At 41.0% G+C, this 17,218-nt stretch carries 12 protein-coding genes; 9 read left to right on the top strand and 3 right to left on the bottom strand.

The features are described 5' to 3' along the window. Positions 1 to 108 precede the first annotated feature (108 nt). The 5 genes from ilvC (at position 109) to leuD (ending at position 5,925) form a co-directional block, all read left to right on the top strand. Positions 109 to 1,122, top strand: coding sequence for a ketol-acid reductoisomerase (gene ilvC, locus NSS77_RS14835; RefSeq protein ID WP_342469424.1), 1,014 nt, complete (start codon positions 109 to 111; stop codon positions 1,120 to 1,122). After that, entirely contained in the window at positions 1,122 to 2,666 is a 1,545-nt protein-coding gene (locus tag NSS77_RS14830) for a 2-isopropylmalate synthase (protein WP_342469423.1), read from the top strand. The genes ilvC and NSS77_RS14830 overlap by 1 nt, the downstream gene beginning before the upstream one ends. A 121-nt stretch (positions 2,667 to 2,787) precedes the next feature. Continuing rightward, positions 2,788 to 3,885: a 3-isopropylmalate dehydrogenase gene (gene leuB / locus NSS77_RS14825; RefSeq protein ID WP_342469421.1), complete on the top strand. Its 1,098-nt coding sequence runs from the start codon at positions 2,788 to 2,790 to the stop codon at positions 3,883 to 3,885. Positions 3,886 to 3,900: 15 nt separating this feature from the next. Next, complete coding sequence (leuC, locus tag NSS77_RS14820; protein ID WP_342469420.1) at positions 3,901 to 5,313, top strand: 3-isopropylmalate dehydratase large subunit; 1,413 nt, start codon at positions 3,901 to 3,903, stop codon at positions 5,311 to 5,313. Positions 5,314 to 5,331: 18 nt separating this feature from the next. Further along, complete coding sequence (gene leuD, locus NSS77_RS14815) at positions 5,332 to 5,925, top strand: 3-isopropylmalate dehydratase small subunit (RefSeq protein WP_342469419.1); 594 nt, start codon at positions 5,332 to 5,334, stop codon at positions 5,923 to 5,925. Positions 5,926 to 6,316: 391 nt separating this feature from the next. Here leuD and NSS77_RS14810 read toward each other — a convergent pair whose 3' ends face one another. After that, positions 6,317 to 7,330 (bottom strand): C39 family peptidase, encoded by a 1,014-nt coding sequence (locus tag NSS77_RS14810; RefSeq protein WP_342469418.1) that lies wholly within the window; start codon positions 7,328 to 7,330, stop codon positions 6,317 to 6,319. 285 nt (positions 7,331 to 7,615) lie between these two features. Here NSS77_RS14810 and NSS77_RS14805 point away from each other — a divergent pair, with 285 nt between their 5' ends. Further along, on the top strand, positions 7,616 to 9,439 hold the full coding sequence (locus NSS77_RS14805) for a hypothetical protein (RefSeq protein ID WP_342469417.1): 1,824 nt from the start codon (positions 7,616 to 7,618) through the stop codon (positions 9,437 to 9,439). Positions 9,440 to 9,471: 32 nt separating this feature from the next. Here the strand turns inward: NSS77_RS14805 and yfkAB are convergent, their stop codons facing one another. Together yfkAB and NSS77_RS14795 are read right to left on the bottom strand one after the other, a co-directional pair. Continuing rightward, positions 9,472 to 10,593 (bottom strand): radical SAM/CxCxxxxC motif protein YfkAB, encoded by a 1,122-nt coding sequence (yfkAB, locus tag NSS77_RS14800; protein ID WP_342469416.1) that lies wholly within the window; start codon positions 10,591 to 10,593, stop codon positions 9,472 to 9,474. 133 nt (positions 10,594 to 10,726) lie between these two features. Continuing rightward, entirely contained in the window at positions 10,727 to 12,640 is a 1,914-nt protein-coding gene (locus tag NSS77_RS14795) for a right-handed parallel beta-helix repeat-containing protein (protein WP_342469415.1), read from the bottom strand. 324 nt (positions 12,641 to 12,964) lie between these two features. Between NSS77_RS14795 and NSS77_RS14790 the strand changes: the two genes are divergently transcribed. The 3 genes from NSS77_RS14790 to NSS77_RS14780 all read left to right on the top strand — a co-directional run bounded on the left by NSS77_RS14790 (position 12,965) and on the right by NSS77_RS14780 (position 17,119). Beyond that, positions 12,965 to 13,519, top strand: coding sequence for a hypothetical protein (locus NSS77_RS14790; protein ID WP_342469414.1), 555 nt, complete (start codon positions 12,965 to 12,967; stop codon positions 13,517 to 13,519). A 283-nt stretch (positions 13,520 to 13,802) separates the two neighbouring features. Further along, complete coding sequence (gene acnA, locus NSS77_RS14785) at positions 13,803 to 16,514, top strand: aconitate hydratase AcnA (protein ID WP_342469413.1); 2,712 nt, start codon at positions 13,803 to 13,805, stop codon at positions 16,512 to 16,514. 467 nt (positions 16,515 to 16,981) lie between these two features. Then, positions 16,982 to 17,119 carry a hypothetical protein gene (locus tag NSS77_RS14780; RefSeq protein WP_342468482.1) on the top strand — a complete coding sequence of 46 codons (138 nt, stop codon included), beginning with the start codon at positions 16,982 to 16,984 and terminating at the stop codon, positions 17,117 to 17,119. Positions 17,120 to 17,218: the final 99 nt, after the last annotated feature.

Genomic DNA, 17,218 nt, shown 5'->3' with positions numbered 1-17,218 from the left:
TATTCAAGTTGTTAGTTCCAACAATGCAAAGATAGTTTTCTGAACTGTCTTTGTCATTGAAAAAATATAAATTATGAAAAGATTAACAATTTTAGGGGGAAAAGAAAGATGACAAAAATGTACTATCATAACGAAATTAATGAAACTGTATTAAAAGAGAAGAAAATTGCGGTAATCGGATATGGATCCCAAGGGCATGCACATGCTCAAAACTTGAAAGAATCCGGTTTTGATGTACGTGTAGGTATTCGTCCAGGTAAATCTGCGGAACAAGCAAAACAAGATGGTTTGGATGTAAAATCTGTTGCTGAAGCATCCAAAGAAGCGGATGTTATCATGATCCTGCTTCCAGATGAAGCTCAAAAAGCGGTGTATGAAGCAGAAATCGCTCCAAACTTGGAGCCAGGAAACGCTTTGGTATTCGCTCATGGTTTCAACATTCACTATAAACAAATCGTACCTCCAGCAGATGTGGACGTATTCTTAGTAGCGCCAAAAGGTCCTGGTCACTTGGTTCGCCGCACTTACACTGAAGGTGCAGGGGTTCCGGCGTTGATCGGCGTTTACCAAGATGCAACTGGCAACGCAAAAGATCTTGCACTTGCTTGGGCTAAAGGTATCGGTTCCGCTCGTGCAGGTGTTCTTGAAACAACATTCAAAGAAGAAACAGAAACTGACTTATTCGGTGAACAAGCAGTACTTTGCGGTGGGGTAACTCACTTAATCAAAGCCGGTTTTGAAACATTAGTTGAAGCTGGTTACCAACCAGAAAGTGCATATTTCGAATGCTTGCATGAAATGAAATTAATCGTTGACTTAATTTACGAAGGCGGATTCTCCAACATGCGCTACTCCATCTCTGACACTGCTGAATGGGGCGACTATGTATCAGGTCCGCGCGTCATTACAGAAGATGTAAAAGCGAACATGAAAAAAGTGCTTGAAGATATTCAAAGCGGTAAATTTGCAAAAGAATGGCTTGAAGAAAACGCGAATGGCCGTCCACGTTACAATGAATACAAAAAACGCGAACAAGAACATCCAATTGAAAAAGTTGGAGCAGAGTTGCGTAAAATGATGCCTTTCATCAACGCTGGAAATCGAAAGGTCGTGATTAAATAGTGCGTAAGATCGATATTTTTGATACAACACTTCGAGATGGTGAACAATCACCTGGCATTAACTTAAACACTGCCGAAAAAATTGAAATTGCCAAACAATTGGAACGTCTAGGGGTTACAATCATTGAAGCAGGTTTCCCTGCTTCAAGCCCTGGCGACTTTGATGCAGTGAATAAAATCGCAAGCACAGTGAAAAATTCCATCGTAACGGGTCTAGCCCGCTGTGTGAAAAACGACATCGACCGCGCTTGGGAAGCGTTGAAAGTTGCCGAACAGCCACACGTCCATGTGTTCTTGGCAACTAGTCCGATCCATATGGAATACAAATTGAAAAAAACGCCGGATCAAGTGGTTGAACAGGCCGTGGAAGCTGTCAAATACGCAAAGAAATTCTTCCCGCTTGTGGAATGGTCAGCTGAAGACGGATTCCGATCCGACCGCGAATTTTTGGTCCGCATCATTGAAAAAGTCATTGAAGCCGGAGCGACAACGGTCAACGTTCCAGATACGGTTGGATATGCGACACCACAGGAATATGGTGAGCTGTTCAGATTTTTGAAAGAAAATGTCCGTGGAGCAGACAAAGTTAAATTTTCCGCACACTGCCACGATGACTTGGGTATGGCAGTCGCCAACTCACTGGCGGCACTTCAAAACGGGGCAGATCAAATTGAATGTACAATCAACGGTATCGGTGAACGTGCAGGAAATGCTTCATTAGAAGAAATTGCAGTGGCGCTTCATATTCGGAAAGATTTTTATGGCGCTGAAACTGGCATCAATTTGAAAGAGATTAAGAGAACATCTCAATTGGTAAGCCGCTTAACAGGATTCTTGGTGCCTCCAAACAAAGCGGTTGTCGGTAAAAACGCCTTTGCCCATGAATCCGGTATTCACCAGGATGGCGTGTTGAAAAACAAACAAACATATGAAATTATTTCTCCTGAATTGGTGGGAGAAGGTGAAGTGCCGCTTGTGCTTGGAAAACACTCCGGCCGCGCCGCATTCCGCGATCGCGCTGAAAAAATGGGCTTCCAGCTTTCCGATGAGAAATTAAATAAAGCCTTCGAAGAATTCAAAAAGCTTGCAGACCGCAAGAAAGAAATTACGGAAGAAGACTTGATCACATTATTGACTGAACAATCCGTATCCATTGAAGACATTCCAAAATTTGCATTGAATAGTGTTCAAGTATCATATGGTACTGACAACATTCCGACTGCGACTGCATCCGTGACCACTCCTGAGGGAGAAACGAAAACTCTTGCAGCAACAGGAGCAGGCTCTGTGGAAGCAATCTTTAATACGTTGGAACAATTGGTGGATACGAAAGTGCATGTAATGGATTTCCAAGTAACATCCGTCAGCAAAGGACGGGATGCGTTGGCGGATGCGGTTGTTAAAATCAGTTACAATGATGTGACGACAACTGGCCGCGATTCTTCCCAAGACGTGCTTGAAGCAACTGCAAAAGCCTTTGTTGACGCCATTAACAGACATTTGATCCACGATAGTTTTGTTAAGAAACATATTGCCCAAATTTAAATGTTGTTAATCCATTTCGTGACGCCATCAAATATGCAAATGTTTGATGGCGTTTGTTAAAAATAGAAGCCATTTCAAAAAATTCTTTTATTCATCACTTCAAGGAAAGGTGTTTTTCACAATGGAAAAGAAAATTACGATACTTCCGGGTGACGGAATTGGTCCTGAAGTTGTTGCGGCGGCTGTTCGTGTACTTCAAGCAATCGGAAAACGGTATAAACATGAATTTCATTTAGCATATGCAGCGATTGGCGGTGCTGCCATCGATCAATTCAATACGCCACTTCCAGAAGAAACAATCGAAACATGCAGTCAAAGCGATGCGATTTTACTTGGAGCTGTCGGCGGTCCAAAATGGGATAACAACCCGCCTGAACTAAGACCTGAAAAAGGATTGTTGCAAATCCGCAAAACCTTTGATCTATTTGCGAACTTAAGACCGGTAAAATCTTTCCCAAGCCTATTGGATTCTTCACCATTGAAAAGAGAAGTTGCCGATAATGTGGATTTGTTGATTGTGCGCGAATTGACAGGCGGCATTTACTTCGGCGAGAAAAAACGCACCGAATCAGCAGCAAGCGATTTAAACATTTATACTCGTGAAGAAATCGAGCGCATTGTTGACAATGCATTCGAACTTGCAAAATTACGACGTGGAAGACTTTGTTCAGTGGATAAAGCGAATGTGCTTGAAACTTCCCGTTTATGGCGTGAAATCGTGGAAGAGAAAAAAGCTCAATACCCTGAAGTGGAAGTGGAACATAATTTAGTCGACTCTGTGGCAATGAAGCTTATCACAAATCCGAGCCATTATGATGTCATTGTGACAGATAATATGTTCGGAGATATTTTAAGTGATGAAGCATCTGTTATTACAGGTTCATTAGGGGTATTACCATCCGCTTCTATCCGTGGCGATTCTTTCGGTCTATACGAACCTGTCCATGGATCTGCCCCTGAAATCGCAGGTTTGGGCATTGCGAACCCGGCAGCTACGATTCTTTCAGTTGCCATGATGCTCCGTTACTCCTTCGGCATGAAAGAAGAAGCGGCGGAAATCGAACGGGCGGTGAATGCCGTATTTGAAGATGGTTACTTCACTAGAGACCTTGCGAAAGATAAAGACAGCGCATTGACTACAGATGAATGGACGGATAAAGTCATTGCGGAAATCGATACAAATTTTGTAGCTGATAGTATTATGGAATCATATATTTAAAGGTTGGTGGTAAAGATGGCGAAAAATATTATTGAAAAAGTTTGGGAATCACATGTGGTACATCGGGAAGAAGGGAAACCGGATTTACTCTATATCGATCTTCATTTAATTCATGAAGTAACATCTCCACAAGCCTTTGAAGGTTTAAGACTTGCTGGCCGGAAAGTCCGACGTCCGGATCTTTGCTTCGCGACGATGGACCATAACGTTCCTACCAAAGATATTTTTACAATCAATGACCCGATTGCGAAAAAACAAATCAACACATTAGCGAAAAACTGTGAAGAGTTTGGCATTCAACTTGCAGATATCGGCCATCCGGATCAAGGGATTGTGCACGTGATTGGTCCGGAACTCGGCTTGACTCAACCGGGCAAAACCATCGTTTGCGGTGACTCCCATACTTCCACACACGGTGCTTTTGGGGCATTGGCCTTTGGTATCGGTACTTCAGAAGTGGAACACGTCCTTTCCACACAAACATTATGGCAAAATAAACCGAAAACATTGGAAATTCGTGTAAATGGAAAACTGGGCTTCGGTGTGACAGCAAAAGACATCATTCTTGCCATTATTGCCAAATGGGGAGTCGGCTTAGGTACAGGTCATATTATTGAATTTACCGGTGAAGCAATCCGTAATCTTTCAATGGAAGAACGCATGACAATCTGTAATATGTCCATTGAAGCGGGTGCGAAAGCCGGTCTGATTTCTCCGGATGAAAAAACAGTTGAATTCTTACGTGGGCGTCGCTTTGCTCCAAAAGAAGAATTTGACAAAGCCGCTGAATATTGGTTGAGTTTGGCATCTGACCCAGGATGCACATATGACAAAGTGCTTGAAATCGATGCAAGTGAAATTGAACCATATGTCACTTGGGGAACAAATCCATCCATGGGTACAGGAATTACTGGACATGTGCCTACTGCGGATGATTATGAATCAGAAACGGACAAACAAGCGTTAAGAAAAGCCCTTGAATATATGGGATTGGAAGAAGGCCAGCCAATCACGTCCATTGAAATTCAGCACGTATTTATCGGTTCTTGTACGAACTCACGTTTATCCGATTTGCGCACAGCAGCACAAATTGTAAGAGGAAAGAAAGTGGCGCCAGGCGTTCGTGCGATCGTTGTTCCTGGATCCCATTCAGTTAAAAAAGCGGCGGAAGAAGAAGGTTTGGACAAAATCTTTATTGAAGCCGGTTTTGAATGGCGCAACTCCGGATGTTCCGCATGTCTTGGCATGAACGAAGACATCATTCCGGCTGGTGAACGTTGTGCTTCCACTTCCAACCGGAACTTTGAAGGCCGTCAAGGTACCGGGGCACGCACACACTTAGTAAGCCCGGCAATGGCGGCGGCGGCAGCAATCGAAGGCCGCTTCGTCGATGTCCGAGAATATTTAAAACAAGAACAAGAAGCATAATGAAAGGGCGGGGGACAAATGGAGCCAATTAATGTTGTAAAAAGTGTCATAGCACCATTGGATCGAAAAAATGTTGATACAGACCAAATCATTTCAAAGGAATTCTTAAAACGGATCGAACGTACAGGTTTCGGAAAATATTTGTTCTATCACTGGCGTTATGATGAAAATGGAAACGAAATTCCTGACTTCGTTTTAAATAAACCGGAATATAAAGAAGCAAAAATTTTGGTGGCACAAGACAACTTTGGATGCGGTTCTTCCCGGGAACACGCGCCATGGGCCATTTTGGATTATGGATTTAGAGTGATTATCGCTCCTAGTTTTGCTGATATTTTCCATAACAACTGCTTCAAAAACGGAATTTTGCCTGTAAAATTAAAAGAAGAAGAAGTGGATGAAATCTTAGCAAAAGGTCTTCAAAAACCATATACGGTGGAAGTCAACTTATCCGAACAAACTGTCACTGGGGAAGATGGAGCGGTTTACCACTTTAATATCGATCCTTACTACAAAGAAATGTTGTTAAACGGTTGGGACGAAATTGCATTAACGTTTAAATATGAAGATGAAATTAAAGCATATGAAGAAAAACGGGTCGTATTTAAATAAGAAGAAAATGGAAGAGGCTGGGACAAAAGATAAAAAACACCATTTTCTCCCGTGAGAAAATGGTGTTTTTTTGATAATTGAAGAAAATTGATTTCCGTTCCGGGGACGCTTTCCGCGGGCCCGGCTCGAGCCTCCTCGGAGCTCACACCTTCGCTCCTGCGGGGTCTCGAGACTCGGGCTGTTCCCGCAGGAGTCGCCCCGTCACTCCTATCAATTTTCTACGATATCAATTTTTTACAAAAAATTCTTTTGCAGCTCATTCATTTTATTAGTTATGTCCCAGCCTCTTGAATTTTTATTCTGCGATTTTCATGGCATTAAAAAAGCGGTTCTCTCATACCGAGAGGCCGCCAATATAGTATTTGCAGGCAATACAAACCGATGACAATGATTACAAAACAACCAATGCATGAGAGCCTAATTGTTCATATGCCCGGAAAAAGGTTTTCTCATCAATTTTTTCAATGCCTGTCAACGGATTCATAATGGTCACTTTTCCGTTTCCGTAACCGGTCATCACGACCGCATGCAGATTTTTATATATACCATGTTTTTTATTTGTTCCTTCAATCACCCAATAACCGGATTTGCGGGGTTCCTTCCAATCGATTGTGACCCAGGTCAAAACCGGCACTCCGGATTTTACATAATCGATCAGTTCCTCTTTTGTTGCGCCTGTAATATCCAACGCGCGAAATTCGGCGTTCTCATCCTCTAAAATTTGGTTGGCCACATCGACCAATGGCGGTGCATACACGTAATATCCGCCATCCTTCTCTTTTGGACTTCCCGCATAAGCTTTATTTGGATCCGGTCCGTACATGACACCTTTTTTTGTATATACCTTTCCTTTAGGCAATACTTCATTCATTTTGATTTTATCCATTTTAAGACCATAATAATTTAAAATGGCAGTCAATGAAGTGATTTCACAACCGTTCGGCAACTCCGGATTTTGCAAGACAACAGGAACCTTCAAGCTGTCTTGTGGAGAGGCGTTAAATGTTTGAATTTGCACCACCGGTTTTTCGGGCATAAATACGACGGTTTCCCTGGATTGTTCCATCCATTCTCCCTGATCGGATATTCGATAAATGACAATATCATAAGGCTGTTCCGGCTGAACTTGATCAAAATAAACCATGCCTTCCTGATCAACGATTCCACGATCAATTTCTTGCTTCGTTTCAAAATCAAGCAGCACAACCCCCAGATTAGGCACACCTTGTTGGCTGGAAAATTCCACTGCTTGCACAGTCAGAACTTCCGACGGTTTCGTGGAAAGTTGCATTGGGCTGTATTGTTGTCTGCTCGAAAATTTCAATTCCTGGCTTTCCATCGATGGCGAACAACCGGCCAATAACATGATGGAAATGCCGACTGTTAATAGGGGATATTTTTTCATTTCATATTGCCACTCCCAACCCTTGATCAAAATGCATGCAGTAGTCTAGTCTAAATGTTTTATCCAAACCGAGAAATGAAACGCATCTGAAAAACTTTATCTTATTGTTGCATCTATCAATAAAAAAATACGGTTTTTTTTCATTTTCCATAAACTGAATTAGGATGTAACGACTAATTTTTCGGAAAATTCATAAGTAACTGGACTTATTTTAAATTAGAAACCATTAACATAACAAGAAACTATATATAATTATACTATATAAAAGAAAAAGGGATGGATTCGATGAAAGAAGAAAACATAACGGGAATGGTTGAAAAATTAAAAGTCCTTTCTTCCATCTTAGAAAAAAATTCATACATAAAAGATACTTCCTTCAAACTGGACCAGCTCATTGAAGATGCCCAATCACCCTATAGGATTTTATTCATAGGCAGTGAGATTGAAGGAAAAAACACCTTGATTAATGCGCTTGTTGAAAGAAATTTGTTGCCGGAAAAAAATGAACCCCATGTCAATATTTTTATCCGATACGGCCAAAAAGAGTGTATACGTGCGATTCTAGTTGATGGCACAGCCGCTTATTTTGGGATGGAGCATCTTTATTTATTCACAGATAAAAATACATATATCGGACAGTTTCTAAAAACATACATAAAGTATATTGAAATTTATCTTCGATGCGATTTGTTGAAAAACGTGATCTTGATGAACACCATTTCTATGGAAAAAGGGGAAATCAACATTTCCGATGCGCTATTGCAACGGACGGATGAAGTGTTTTGGGTCTTGGGCAACCATTGCAATGTCGCTGATCGGGAAATAAGTGTTATCAAGAAAATATATCGGCAAGGATACCGGACTTATTTAATTATCAACACGGATCAATATAATGAACAGAAGATGGCACGTTTCCTCCATTATTTGCAAAAGGGGTGCGGCCATATGATCGAAGAGTTTGTCGGCGTTTCGGCCAAACAGGCAATGGAAGCAAAAAAATCCCATCAAATCCAACTTTTCATCGACAGCCGGATCCACCGGTTAGTGGATAAAATCAACCATATCGCCAATAAAAAAGATAAACGGGAAAGAAATATTGCTCTCCGATTTAAGCAATGGATGGTTTTGCTTGAAAGGGAAGTGCATGGAATCAAAGAAAGGGAACCATTCATGTCCATGCGGGACCGATTGGAAAAATATTTGAATGGTGGGCATTCGATAGAGCAGTCCATTGTTGAAAAAAATTTAAAGATATTATCGGATTATGAAAAAGAATACGCCCACGTCAGCCAGGTTTTACAGGAGGTACAAACCCTGTACCAGTTGCTCAAAGTGATTGAATATGAAAAGTATTTAATGAATGACAGTGTGGAACTGTTTGTCGCCCTTGCGCTAAAATATCATGAAAAGGTTCGGGAATACCGCAGCCTTCATAGTGAGTATATGATGGAATATCAATATTACGAAAAACTTGAAAAAAAATTTGTCCGCAATAAAATGTTGAAACCGCTCTTTCAAGATCAATCCAATGAAGCGGAAATGTTATTGAAAAAAGCGGAAAAGTTGAATCGGCTTCAGAGAAAATGCAAAGAAACTTATAATGCCATAAAAAGAATCGAATTTGATTTATTGAACGACTTATATACCGTGCAAACGATGATCAACGAACTGGCGGAACAGCAGCTGGAGAAAATCGTCAATAAGGCACGGCACTTGAAAGATATACATAATAAGGAACTTATGAACATTGAAAAATATATTAATAAATTGAAGGAATTTGAATGCCTCAAGGAGATGCAGGAATATCTGCAGCAAGATTTGAAAGCATTTATTGAAAGGGAACAACTGGCATTTTCTAAAGATGAAATGGTACATATTCTTTCGGCCATCGATCAGATTTCAGCATCCGATCTGTTCGGGGATGTGGATGTATTCAATCATTTAACGGTCGATTCAATGGCTCAACATTTTACACTGGCTGTGGATTTTAAGGAAAAATACCCTTTCTCTCCGTTAGTCTTGACGGAAACGGATATCATCTCTGATATACCGCCAATCCCCGCTCCTGTCGAAATACAGCAAATACTGGAAGAACAAAAAACCCAATAAAAAGAGGGATGGAGCTTTCCATCCCTTTATTATTACTTCATTGCGGCACCACTGACGAATGCGGTGTTTGGATAATACATATTTTTTACGAGTACATTAGGTCCCAGGCATTTCACAGCAGGGCAATGACAATTCAATGATTTGGCCAAATCCGTTTCAAGCCACTTATCAAATATTTCGGTTAACGAATCCGTTTGAATATTTCCGAGGGGAGGAGTGTCGCCAAAATCCGTGACAATGACATCGCCGGTAAAAATATTGATATTCAGGCGGGATCGTCCATCCGGGTCGTTCCGCACTGTCACATTTTTCGCTTCTCTCAACCGTTTTAATATTGCTTGATCTTCTTCCTTCATACTGCAAGGGTAAAAAGGAAGAGTGCCAAACAACATCCACGTATTTTCATCACGGATGTCAAGCAAGTGGTGAATGGTCTCCCTGATTTCATCCAAAGAAAGGCTTGTTGTGTCTGTTAAGGATTGGGCGAAATCAGATGGGTACATTGGATGGATTTCATGACGTTTGCACTTCATTTCATGGACCACTTGGTGATGGATATGATCGATATATGGAACGGTTTTTTTATTCAGCATAGTTTCAGCCGAAACCATTACCCCTGCTTCACTCAACGCCCTCGAGTTTTCAATCATCCGTTCAAACAATTTGGCCCTCTGGTCGTAACTCGGTTTTCGATCCATCATGGCAAAACCGGTTTCCACAAATTCATCAATCGTTCCCCAGTTATGGGAAATATGAAGAACATCGATGTAAGGAGCAATTTCCAAATATCTATCCAAGTCAAGGGTCAAGTTGGAATTGATCTGTGTGCGGATGCCCCGTTCATGTGCATATTGCAATATCGGTTTCACATAATTTTGTATGGATTTTTTGCTGAGCATCGGTTCCCCGCCGGTAATGCTCAAAGATCTCAACGTTGGAATTTCATCCAATCTTCTTAAAAGCAGATCGAGGGGCAACGCATCGGGATCTTTCGTTTGCAAAGTGTACCCTACTGCACAATGGGCGCACCGCATGTTGCATAAATAAGTAGTGGTAAATTCTATATTGGATAATACAAGTTTTCCGTATTGCTCAACATCTAAATAACTTTCCCAAGGATCATAATTAGGCGTAATTTTTTCTAAAGTCGTCATAGTTTTCGAATCTCTTCCTTTCCAACTCCTTATTTTCTCATAGATTTCAAGTTTCGGAAACAAAAATTGCGCCATTTAGAACATTTTTCACAAATTATAAAAAAACGACTCCATTTATAAAAAAGCAGTTCCATCAATAATCGGAATTATTGATGGAACTGTTGTTTTCACTGTAATAGACGTCGCCGTATTTATTTTCAACGATGGTATTGACGATTTCGATCTTGGAATTGTTCAATGCCTGCACATTATAACGATATTGGTCATTTCGGATGATGCTGTTTTCGACATAGACTTTTGACTGGTTTTGGGCGTGCAAGTCGGAATGTTTTCCATCGGTCAACTGCACACTTAAAAGCTCCAGGCTGGACTCATGATCGATCCAAATTTGCGCTTGTAAATGTTTTGAAATGAAGCTTTCCTGGATAAACACTTCACTATGGTTTTGAATAAACAAGGCATTTCGTTTTCCTTTGTAAATCTCTGAATTATTCAAAATGACGGAGCTGTCGTTTACCACTATTTGGGCAAGTTCATGGTGATGGATCTGGCTATGATAAAGGGATAAATGGGAATTCTTCAACACTTTAATTCCATAAGATTTCCCGTTATAAATTTTGCAATGTTCAAAATTCGCTGTTGAATGTTCCGTAATCTCTATTTGAATATTCATGCTGTCATGAAACCTGGAATGCACCGCATGGATTTCACACCGATGCAATAGGAATATACTTTTTCCATGGTGAAAATCCGAATTGCTGATATGAATTTTCACTTTCGTTTTGCTTGCCAGATGCGGCATATGGTTGCCAAAAAAGCGGCAAGCCTCCACTTCCACTTCCGAATGATTGATCGCCAAAATTCCATTCCCGTTGTTTTCAGAAATATCGCAGCGATAAACCCTCAACACACCGCGATCCACATTGAATGCGGAATTGTTGTTTTGGATGACTTGGCATTCCAAAAGCATACACTCCGATTTTCTCTCTACACCTATTCCGACATGCCGGCCGTTTATGATTGAGCTTTCTTTCATTGAACACTGGGATTTGTCGGTAATTACCACTTGGGTGGATAAATGGTCTTTAATCATTGTCTTGCTGCAATTCACAATGGATTCTTTGTTGATGACCAGGCCGTTATCATACCCGGAATGGATTTCACAATGTTCGAGATGAAGGAGAGATTTTTTGGATGCTTGAACATTGCTCTTTTGATGGCTGGAAATTTCGCATTGGGATAACAATCCTTCTCCTTCCTGCAAAACGACGCCCGATTCATTGCCGCATTGTATAAGGCATTGTTTTCCGTTGAGCCTGCTTTTGTCTATGACCAGTTGAGTGGAAACATGGGAAAATAACACCGTTGAATGCAAATTTACTTCCGATTCATTTTTTGCCACAATTCCAAATCCATCGCTTCGTTCGATAAAGCTTTGGAAATCGAAGTATGTTGAATTTTCCGCAAAAATTTGTGTGTCCTCATGTCGGGTGAAATGGCTTTTTTTCGTTTGTGCGAAAGATTGATCCGTTATCCAAAGTCCTTTCAAAGCATTGGAACATTCGCACGATTCCAAAAAAGCTTTCGAGTTTTTTACGAAAAGATGCATTTTTCCGTTATGGTGAAAGTTGCAATGGGTGAATACGCCATTGCTATTGTTTAATAGGGCAACAGCCACTTCCTTCGCTTTTTGGAAATTGCTGTGAACGGCTTTAATATATCCGCCATTTACTGTAATCAGCACATTGGTATTTTTTTTGATGGTGCAGTTTTCAAAAACCGCTTCACCTTCAATGTATAGATGGGCAGTAGGTGCAATGGTGAGATTTTGAAAAGTTGCACGAATGTTTTTCGGGATGACGAACATTCCTTCGATGACCGTTTGACCGCTTTCATCCCCAACGATCGTGACATCTTTATCTATTTGGAAGGATTCCTTATATTTTTTTGGATACAGCCGGATCACATCGCCATTATCCGCCTTCGCCAAGGAACCTTTGATTGTATTCAGTTTTGAGAAAAACAAGTTGTATAGTGAACGAAACATGTTACCCCTCCTAAACACATACGTACAACTATTCTCACTAAAAAAATGGAATTCTATTCCTTTTTTGATGAAAAGGAGTCAAAAATGGTGTAGTGAAAAGGGGGTTTTCGTTAAAATGATATGTATTGAGTCCGAACGCTCGAATGAAAGGAGTCAATGGCCATTTTTTGCATTCATTAAGAAGAGAAATCGGGGTTTTTTGTGGGAAGTGAAGTAAATATTGATGGGATTTGCTAAATCGAATTTGTTTCATTTTATGAAAAGGTAAAATAGTATATTATAGTTTTTTTAAAGTATGAACGTGTTGAAAGGGGGAGAGGTCGAATGAAAACCAGCATGACAAGAATATTGATTTTTGCGGCAATGGTCATCGTGCTTGCTTTTGCATTCCGGGAATTTACGGTACATTTTTCAGGGGACGGGTTTGACACGCCTGAAGAAGCACTGCCAAAAGATGCGGACTATGAATGGATAGAAGGACCGAAAAGCGAAAAGGAACATCGATATTTCTTTTTATCGAATGGAAACTATTTCGGCACCGGCGTTGTGAAGAAAAATTTCAAAGGTTGGACAAGCGGAGACGGCGCCTATGCGAAGTTGCCGGATTCTTTGGAGGAAAATAAAATCACTTCAGCTTATTCAGACGGAGTAATTCTTTTTGGATTAATTAAAAGAACCGGGGAAGCGGAAGTTGAAGTCAATGGCGAAAAAGCTTCTTTTATTGAAATGTCCGGCTTACCTGAGAGCACCCTCGAGTTGTATGGCGTCAAAGGATATTCCATTTGGTATGTTGGGTTGGAAAAACTGGATGATCAAGAGCATTTTCAAATCAACGTCAAGGATCGAAAAGGGGAAATCCTGAGTGAATTGACGATCTAATAATCCATTCGAAAAAGGGAATAATTATTCATAAAAGTCTCTTTAATTTTTTTGTGCTTAAGTATAAACTATAAGTGAGATTATCCAAAATATTCATTTTTCATCACATCATTGAAATGATGAATTTTTTGGAATAAAATTGTATTGGTCATCGAGTTCATAAAAATCTCTAATGACAAAACATAATTTTAATGTAATTTACTTATGAAGATAAGTGAGTTATGATTGGTCATGGAGAAAAGAACTAGGAAGCCTTTTCAAAATTAATATAGGGGGATTACATATGACAAAGAGCAACTTACACAACAGTCGCGCTTCTTTTGAACTGAACGGTAAAACTTACTATTATTACCGTTTGGCTGCATTAAAAGAAGCAGGCATTGCAGACGTATCACGCCTACCTTATTCCATCAAAGTTTTATTAGAATCTGTTTTACGTCAATATGATAACTATGTAATCAAAGAAGAACACGTAGACAACTTGGCAAAATGGGCAGAAGGAGCAGATCCTGAAGGTGAAGTTCCATTCAAACCTTCCCGCGTAGTTCTACAAGACTTCACAGGTGTTCCTGTAGTTGTAGACTTAGCTTCTTTACGTTCTGCCATGAAAGAACTTGGCGGAGACCCAGCAAAAATCAATCCAGAAATTCCGGTTGACCTTGTAATCGACCACTCTGTTCAAGTAGACAAATACGGTACTCCTGAAGCTTTACAAGCGAACATGGATTTAGAATTTGAACGCAACGCAGAACGTTACAAATTCTTAAAATGGGCTCAAACTGCATTCGATAACTTCCGTGCGGTTCCACCTGCAACAGGTATCGTTCACCAAGTAAACTTGGAATACTTAGCGCCAGTAATTCACGTTAAACCAAACGAAGACGGCACTTTTGAAGCTTATCCGGATTCAGTGGTTGGTACTGACTCCCATACTACAATGATCAACGGTCTTGGCGTACTTGGTTGGGGTGTTGGTGGTATCGAAGCGGAAGCTGGTATGCTTGGACAACCATCTTACTTCACAATTCCGGAAGTTATCGGTGTAAGATTAACTGGTAAACTTCCAAACGGTGCAACTGCAACTGACTTGGCGTTGAAAGTAACTCAAGTATTACGTAAACGCGGTGTAGTTGGTAAATTCGTTGAATTCTTCGGTCCTGGCGTAGCGACATTGCCACTTGCCGACCGTGCGACAATTTCCAACATGGCACCAGAATACGGCGCAACTTGCGGTTACTTTGCAATCGACAACGAAACACTTAACTACTTGCGTCTAACTGGCCGTGATGAAGAACATGTACAAGTAATTGAAAAATACTTGAAAGAAAACGATATGTTCTTCGATCCAAACTTCGAGCCAGTTTACACTGATGTACTTGAAATCAAATTGGACGAAATCGAACCAAACCTTTCTGGTCCAAAACGTCCACAAGACTTGATTCCACTTTCAGAAATGAAAAAACGCTACCGTGAAGCAGTAGTTGCTCCAATGGGCGTACAAGGTTTCGGTTTAACTGAAGATGAATTCAGCAAAACTTCAACAATCAAATTTGCTGATGGCGAAGAATTAGAAATGCCTACAGGTGCTGTAGCAATCGCTGCGATCACTTCTTGTACAAACACATCCAACCCATACGTATTGATCGCTGCTGGTCTTGTTGCGAAAAAAGCGGTTGAACTTGGCATTAAACCACCAAGATGGGTGAAAACTTCATTAGCACCTGGTTCCAAAGTTGTTACAGGTTACTTAAAAGATTCAGGTCTACAAGATTACTTAGACCAAATCGGATTCAACACAGTAGGTTACGGTTGTACAACATGTATCGGTAACTCCGGTCCATTGCTTCCAGAAATCGAAGAAGCGATCAAAGCAAAAGACTTGTTCGTAACTTCTGTACTTTCCGGTAACCGTAACTTCGAAGGCCGTGTTCACCCACTTGTAAAAGCGAACTACTTGGCATCACCACCATTAGTAGTGGCTTATGCTTTAGCTGGTACAGTGGATATCGACCTACAAAAAGATCCAATCGCGAAAGATAAAAACGGTAACGACGTATTCTTCAATGACATTTGGCCATCAACTGAAGAAGTTTACGCGATCTTAAATAAAGTGGTTACACCTGAATTGTTCAAAAAAGAATACGAAACAGTATTCACTGCAAACGAAAAATGGAATGCAATTGAAACATCAACTGAATCTTTATACACATTTGATGAAAATTCAACTTACATTCAAAACCCACCATTCTTCCAAGGTCTTTCTAAAGAGCCAGCTCCAATTCAAGAGCTTAAAGGCTTGCGCGTAATTGCGAAGTTTGGTGACTCTATTACAACTGACCACATTTCACCAGCTGGTGCAATCGGTAAAGATACACCTGCAGGTAAATACCTACAAGAAAAAGGTGTAGCAATCCGCGACTTCAACTCTTACGGTTCTCGCCGTGGTAACCATGAAGTCATGATGCGTGGTACATTCGCAAACATCCGTATCCGCAACCAAGTTGCACCTGGTACAGAAGGTGGATTCACTACTTACTGGCCAACTGGTGAAGTAATGTACATTTACGATGCAGCTATGAAATACCAAGAGCAAGGTACAGGTCTTGTAGTACTTGCTGGTAACGACTACGGTATGGGATCCAGCCGTGACTGGGCTGCAAAAGGTACTTACTTATTAGGTATCAAAACAGTTATCGCACAAAGCTATGAACGTATCCACCGTTCTAACCTAGTGATGATGGGTGTTCTACCACTTCAATTCATGCCTGGTGAAAACGCAGAAACTTTAGGATTAAAAGGTGACGAAACAATTTCTGTTAACTTGACAGACGATGTAAAACCACGCGATGTTCTAACAGTTACTGCAGTATCTCCAGAAGGTAAAGTAACTGAGTTCAAAGCGTTGGCTCGTTTCGACTCTGAAGTGGAAGTGGATTACTACCGTCATGGCGGTATCCTACAAATGGTATTAAGAAACAAATTGGCTGGAAAATAATTTCTGGCAGTATGAAAGCAGGTTGATTTGATCAACCTGCTTTTTTTGGTGCGCCTGGCATGGGTGTAATCTATAGGGTGTAAGTCCCGAACCCCGAAGACAGAAGTAGAGGTTAGCCAAGAGCAAGGGTGTCCGTGGTGACGCGGAATCTGAAAGCGAGCGGCAAACTTCCGGTCTGAGGAACACGAACTTCAGATAAGGCTAGGTATCATTGGATGAGTTTGCTAAACAAAACAAAGTCCTTTCTGCCAAAGGTGGTACAGAGTAAATGAAGCAGATAGATGGAAGGAAAGATTACATTCTTACCCGGGGAGGTCTGGCTGATAGGTGAAATACGCTTCATAACCTACTTAGCGATTAGTAGCTGAACCGTCAGAAGTCAGCAGAGGTCATCGTATTAGTTGGTTTAGAACTACTAAGAAGGACCGAACAATGAAGAGAGAATAGCCCTTGGCATTCAGTGAGTCATGATGAACACAGAAAACGTAGTACCTCACTTGAGGAAGGAAGCGGTGAATCCCGTGGGAGACCTCTTGGAGGGTGGAGTGACCACTGGCATAAAGAGAACAGCTATTCACGGAAGTTATAAAAACTTGCGTCAATGATCTTAATTGAACCGCCGTATACGGAACCGTACGTACGGTGGTGTGAGAGGACGGGAGTTAATCGCTCCCTCCTACTCGATCGTGCGTTCAAAAGGGATG

Source organism: Ureibacillus sp. FSL K6-3587, assembly GCF_038593165.1.
GTDB lineage: Bacteria > Bacillota > Bacilli > Bacillales_A > Planococcaceae > Ureibacillus > Ureibacillus suwonensis.
This window is presented reverse-complemented; position numbering and strand designations above follow the sequence as displayed.

Excerpts from the sequence above, each read along its gene's own strand:
- ilvC (WP_342469424.1), top strand. The coding sequence starts at position 109 with ATGACAAAAATGTACTATCATAACGAAATTAATGAAACTGTATTAAAA.
- leuB (WP_342469421.1), top strand. The coding sequence starts at position 2,788 with ATGGAAAAGAAAATTACGATACTTCCGGGTGACGGAATTGGTCCTGAA.
- leuC (WP_342469420.1), top strand. The coding sequence starts at position 3,901 with ATGGCGAAAAATATTATTGAAAAAGTTTGGGAATCACATGTGGTACAT.
- leuD (WP_342469419.1), top strand. The coding sequence starts at position 5,332 with ATGGAGCCAATTAATGTTGTAAAAAGTGTCATAGCACCATTGGATCGA.
- NSS77_RS14810 (WP_342469418.1), bottom strand. The coding sequence starts at position 7,330 with ATGAAAAAATATCCCCTATTAACAGTCGGCATTTCCATCATGTTATTG.
- NSS77_RS14805 (WP_342469417.1), top strand. The coding sequence starts at position 7,616 with ATGAAAGAAGAAAACATAACGGGAATGGTTGAAAAATTAAAAGTCCTT.
- yfkAB (WP_342469416.1), bottom strand. The coding sequence starts at position 10,593 with ATGACGACTTTAGAAAAAATTACGCCTAATTATGATCCTTGGGAAAGT.
- NSS77_RS14795 (WP_342469415.1), bottom strand. The coding sequence starts at position 12,640 with ATGTTTCGTTCACTATACAACTTGTTTTTCTCAAAACTGAATACAATC.
- NSS77_RS14790 (WP_342469414.1), top strand. The coding sequence starts at position 12,965 with ATGAAAACCAGCATGACAAGAATATTGATTTTTGCGGCAATGGTCATC.
- acnA (WP_342469413.1), top strand. The coding sequence starts at position 13,803 with ATGACAAAGAGCAACTTACACAACAGTCGCGCTTCTTTTGAACTGAAC.
- NSS77_RS14780 (WP_342468482.1), top strand. The coding sequence starts at position 16,982 with ATGATGAACACAGAAAACGTAGTACCTCACTTGAGGAAGGAAGCGGTG.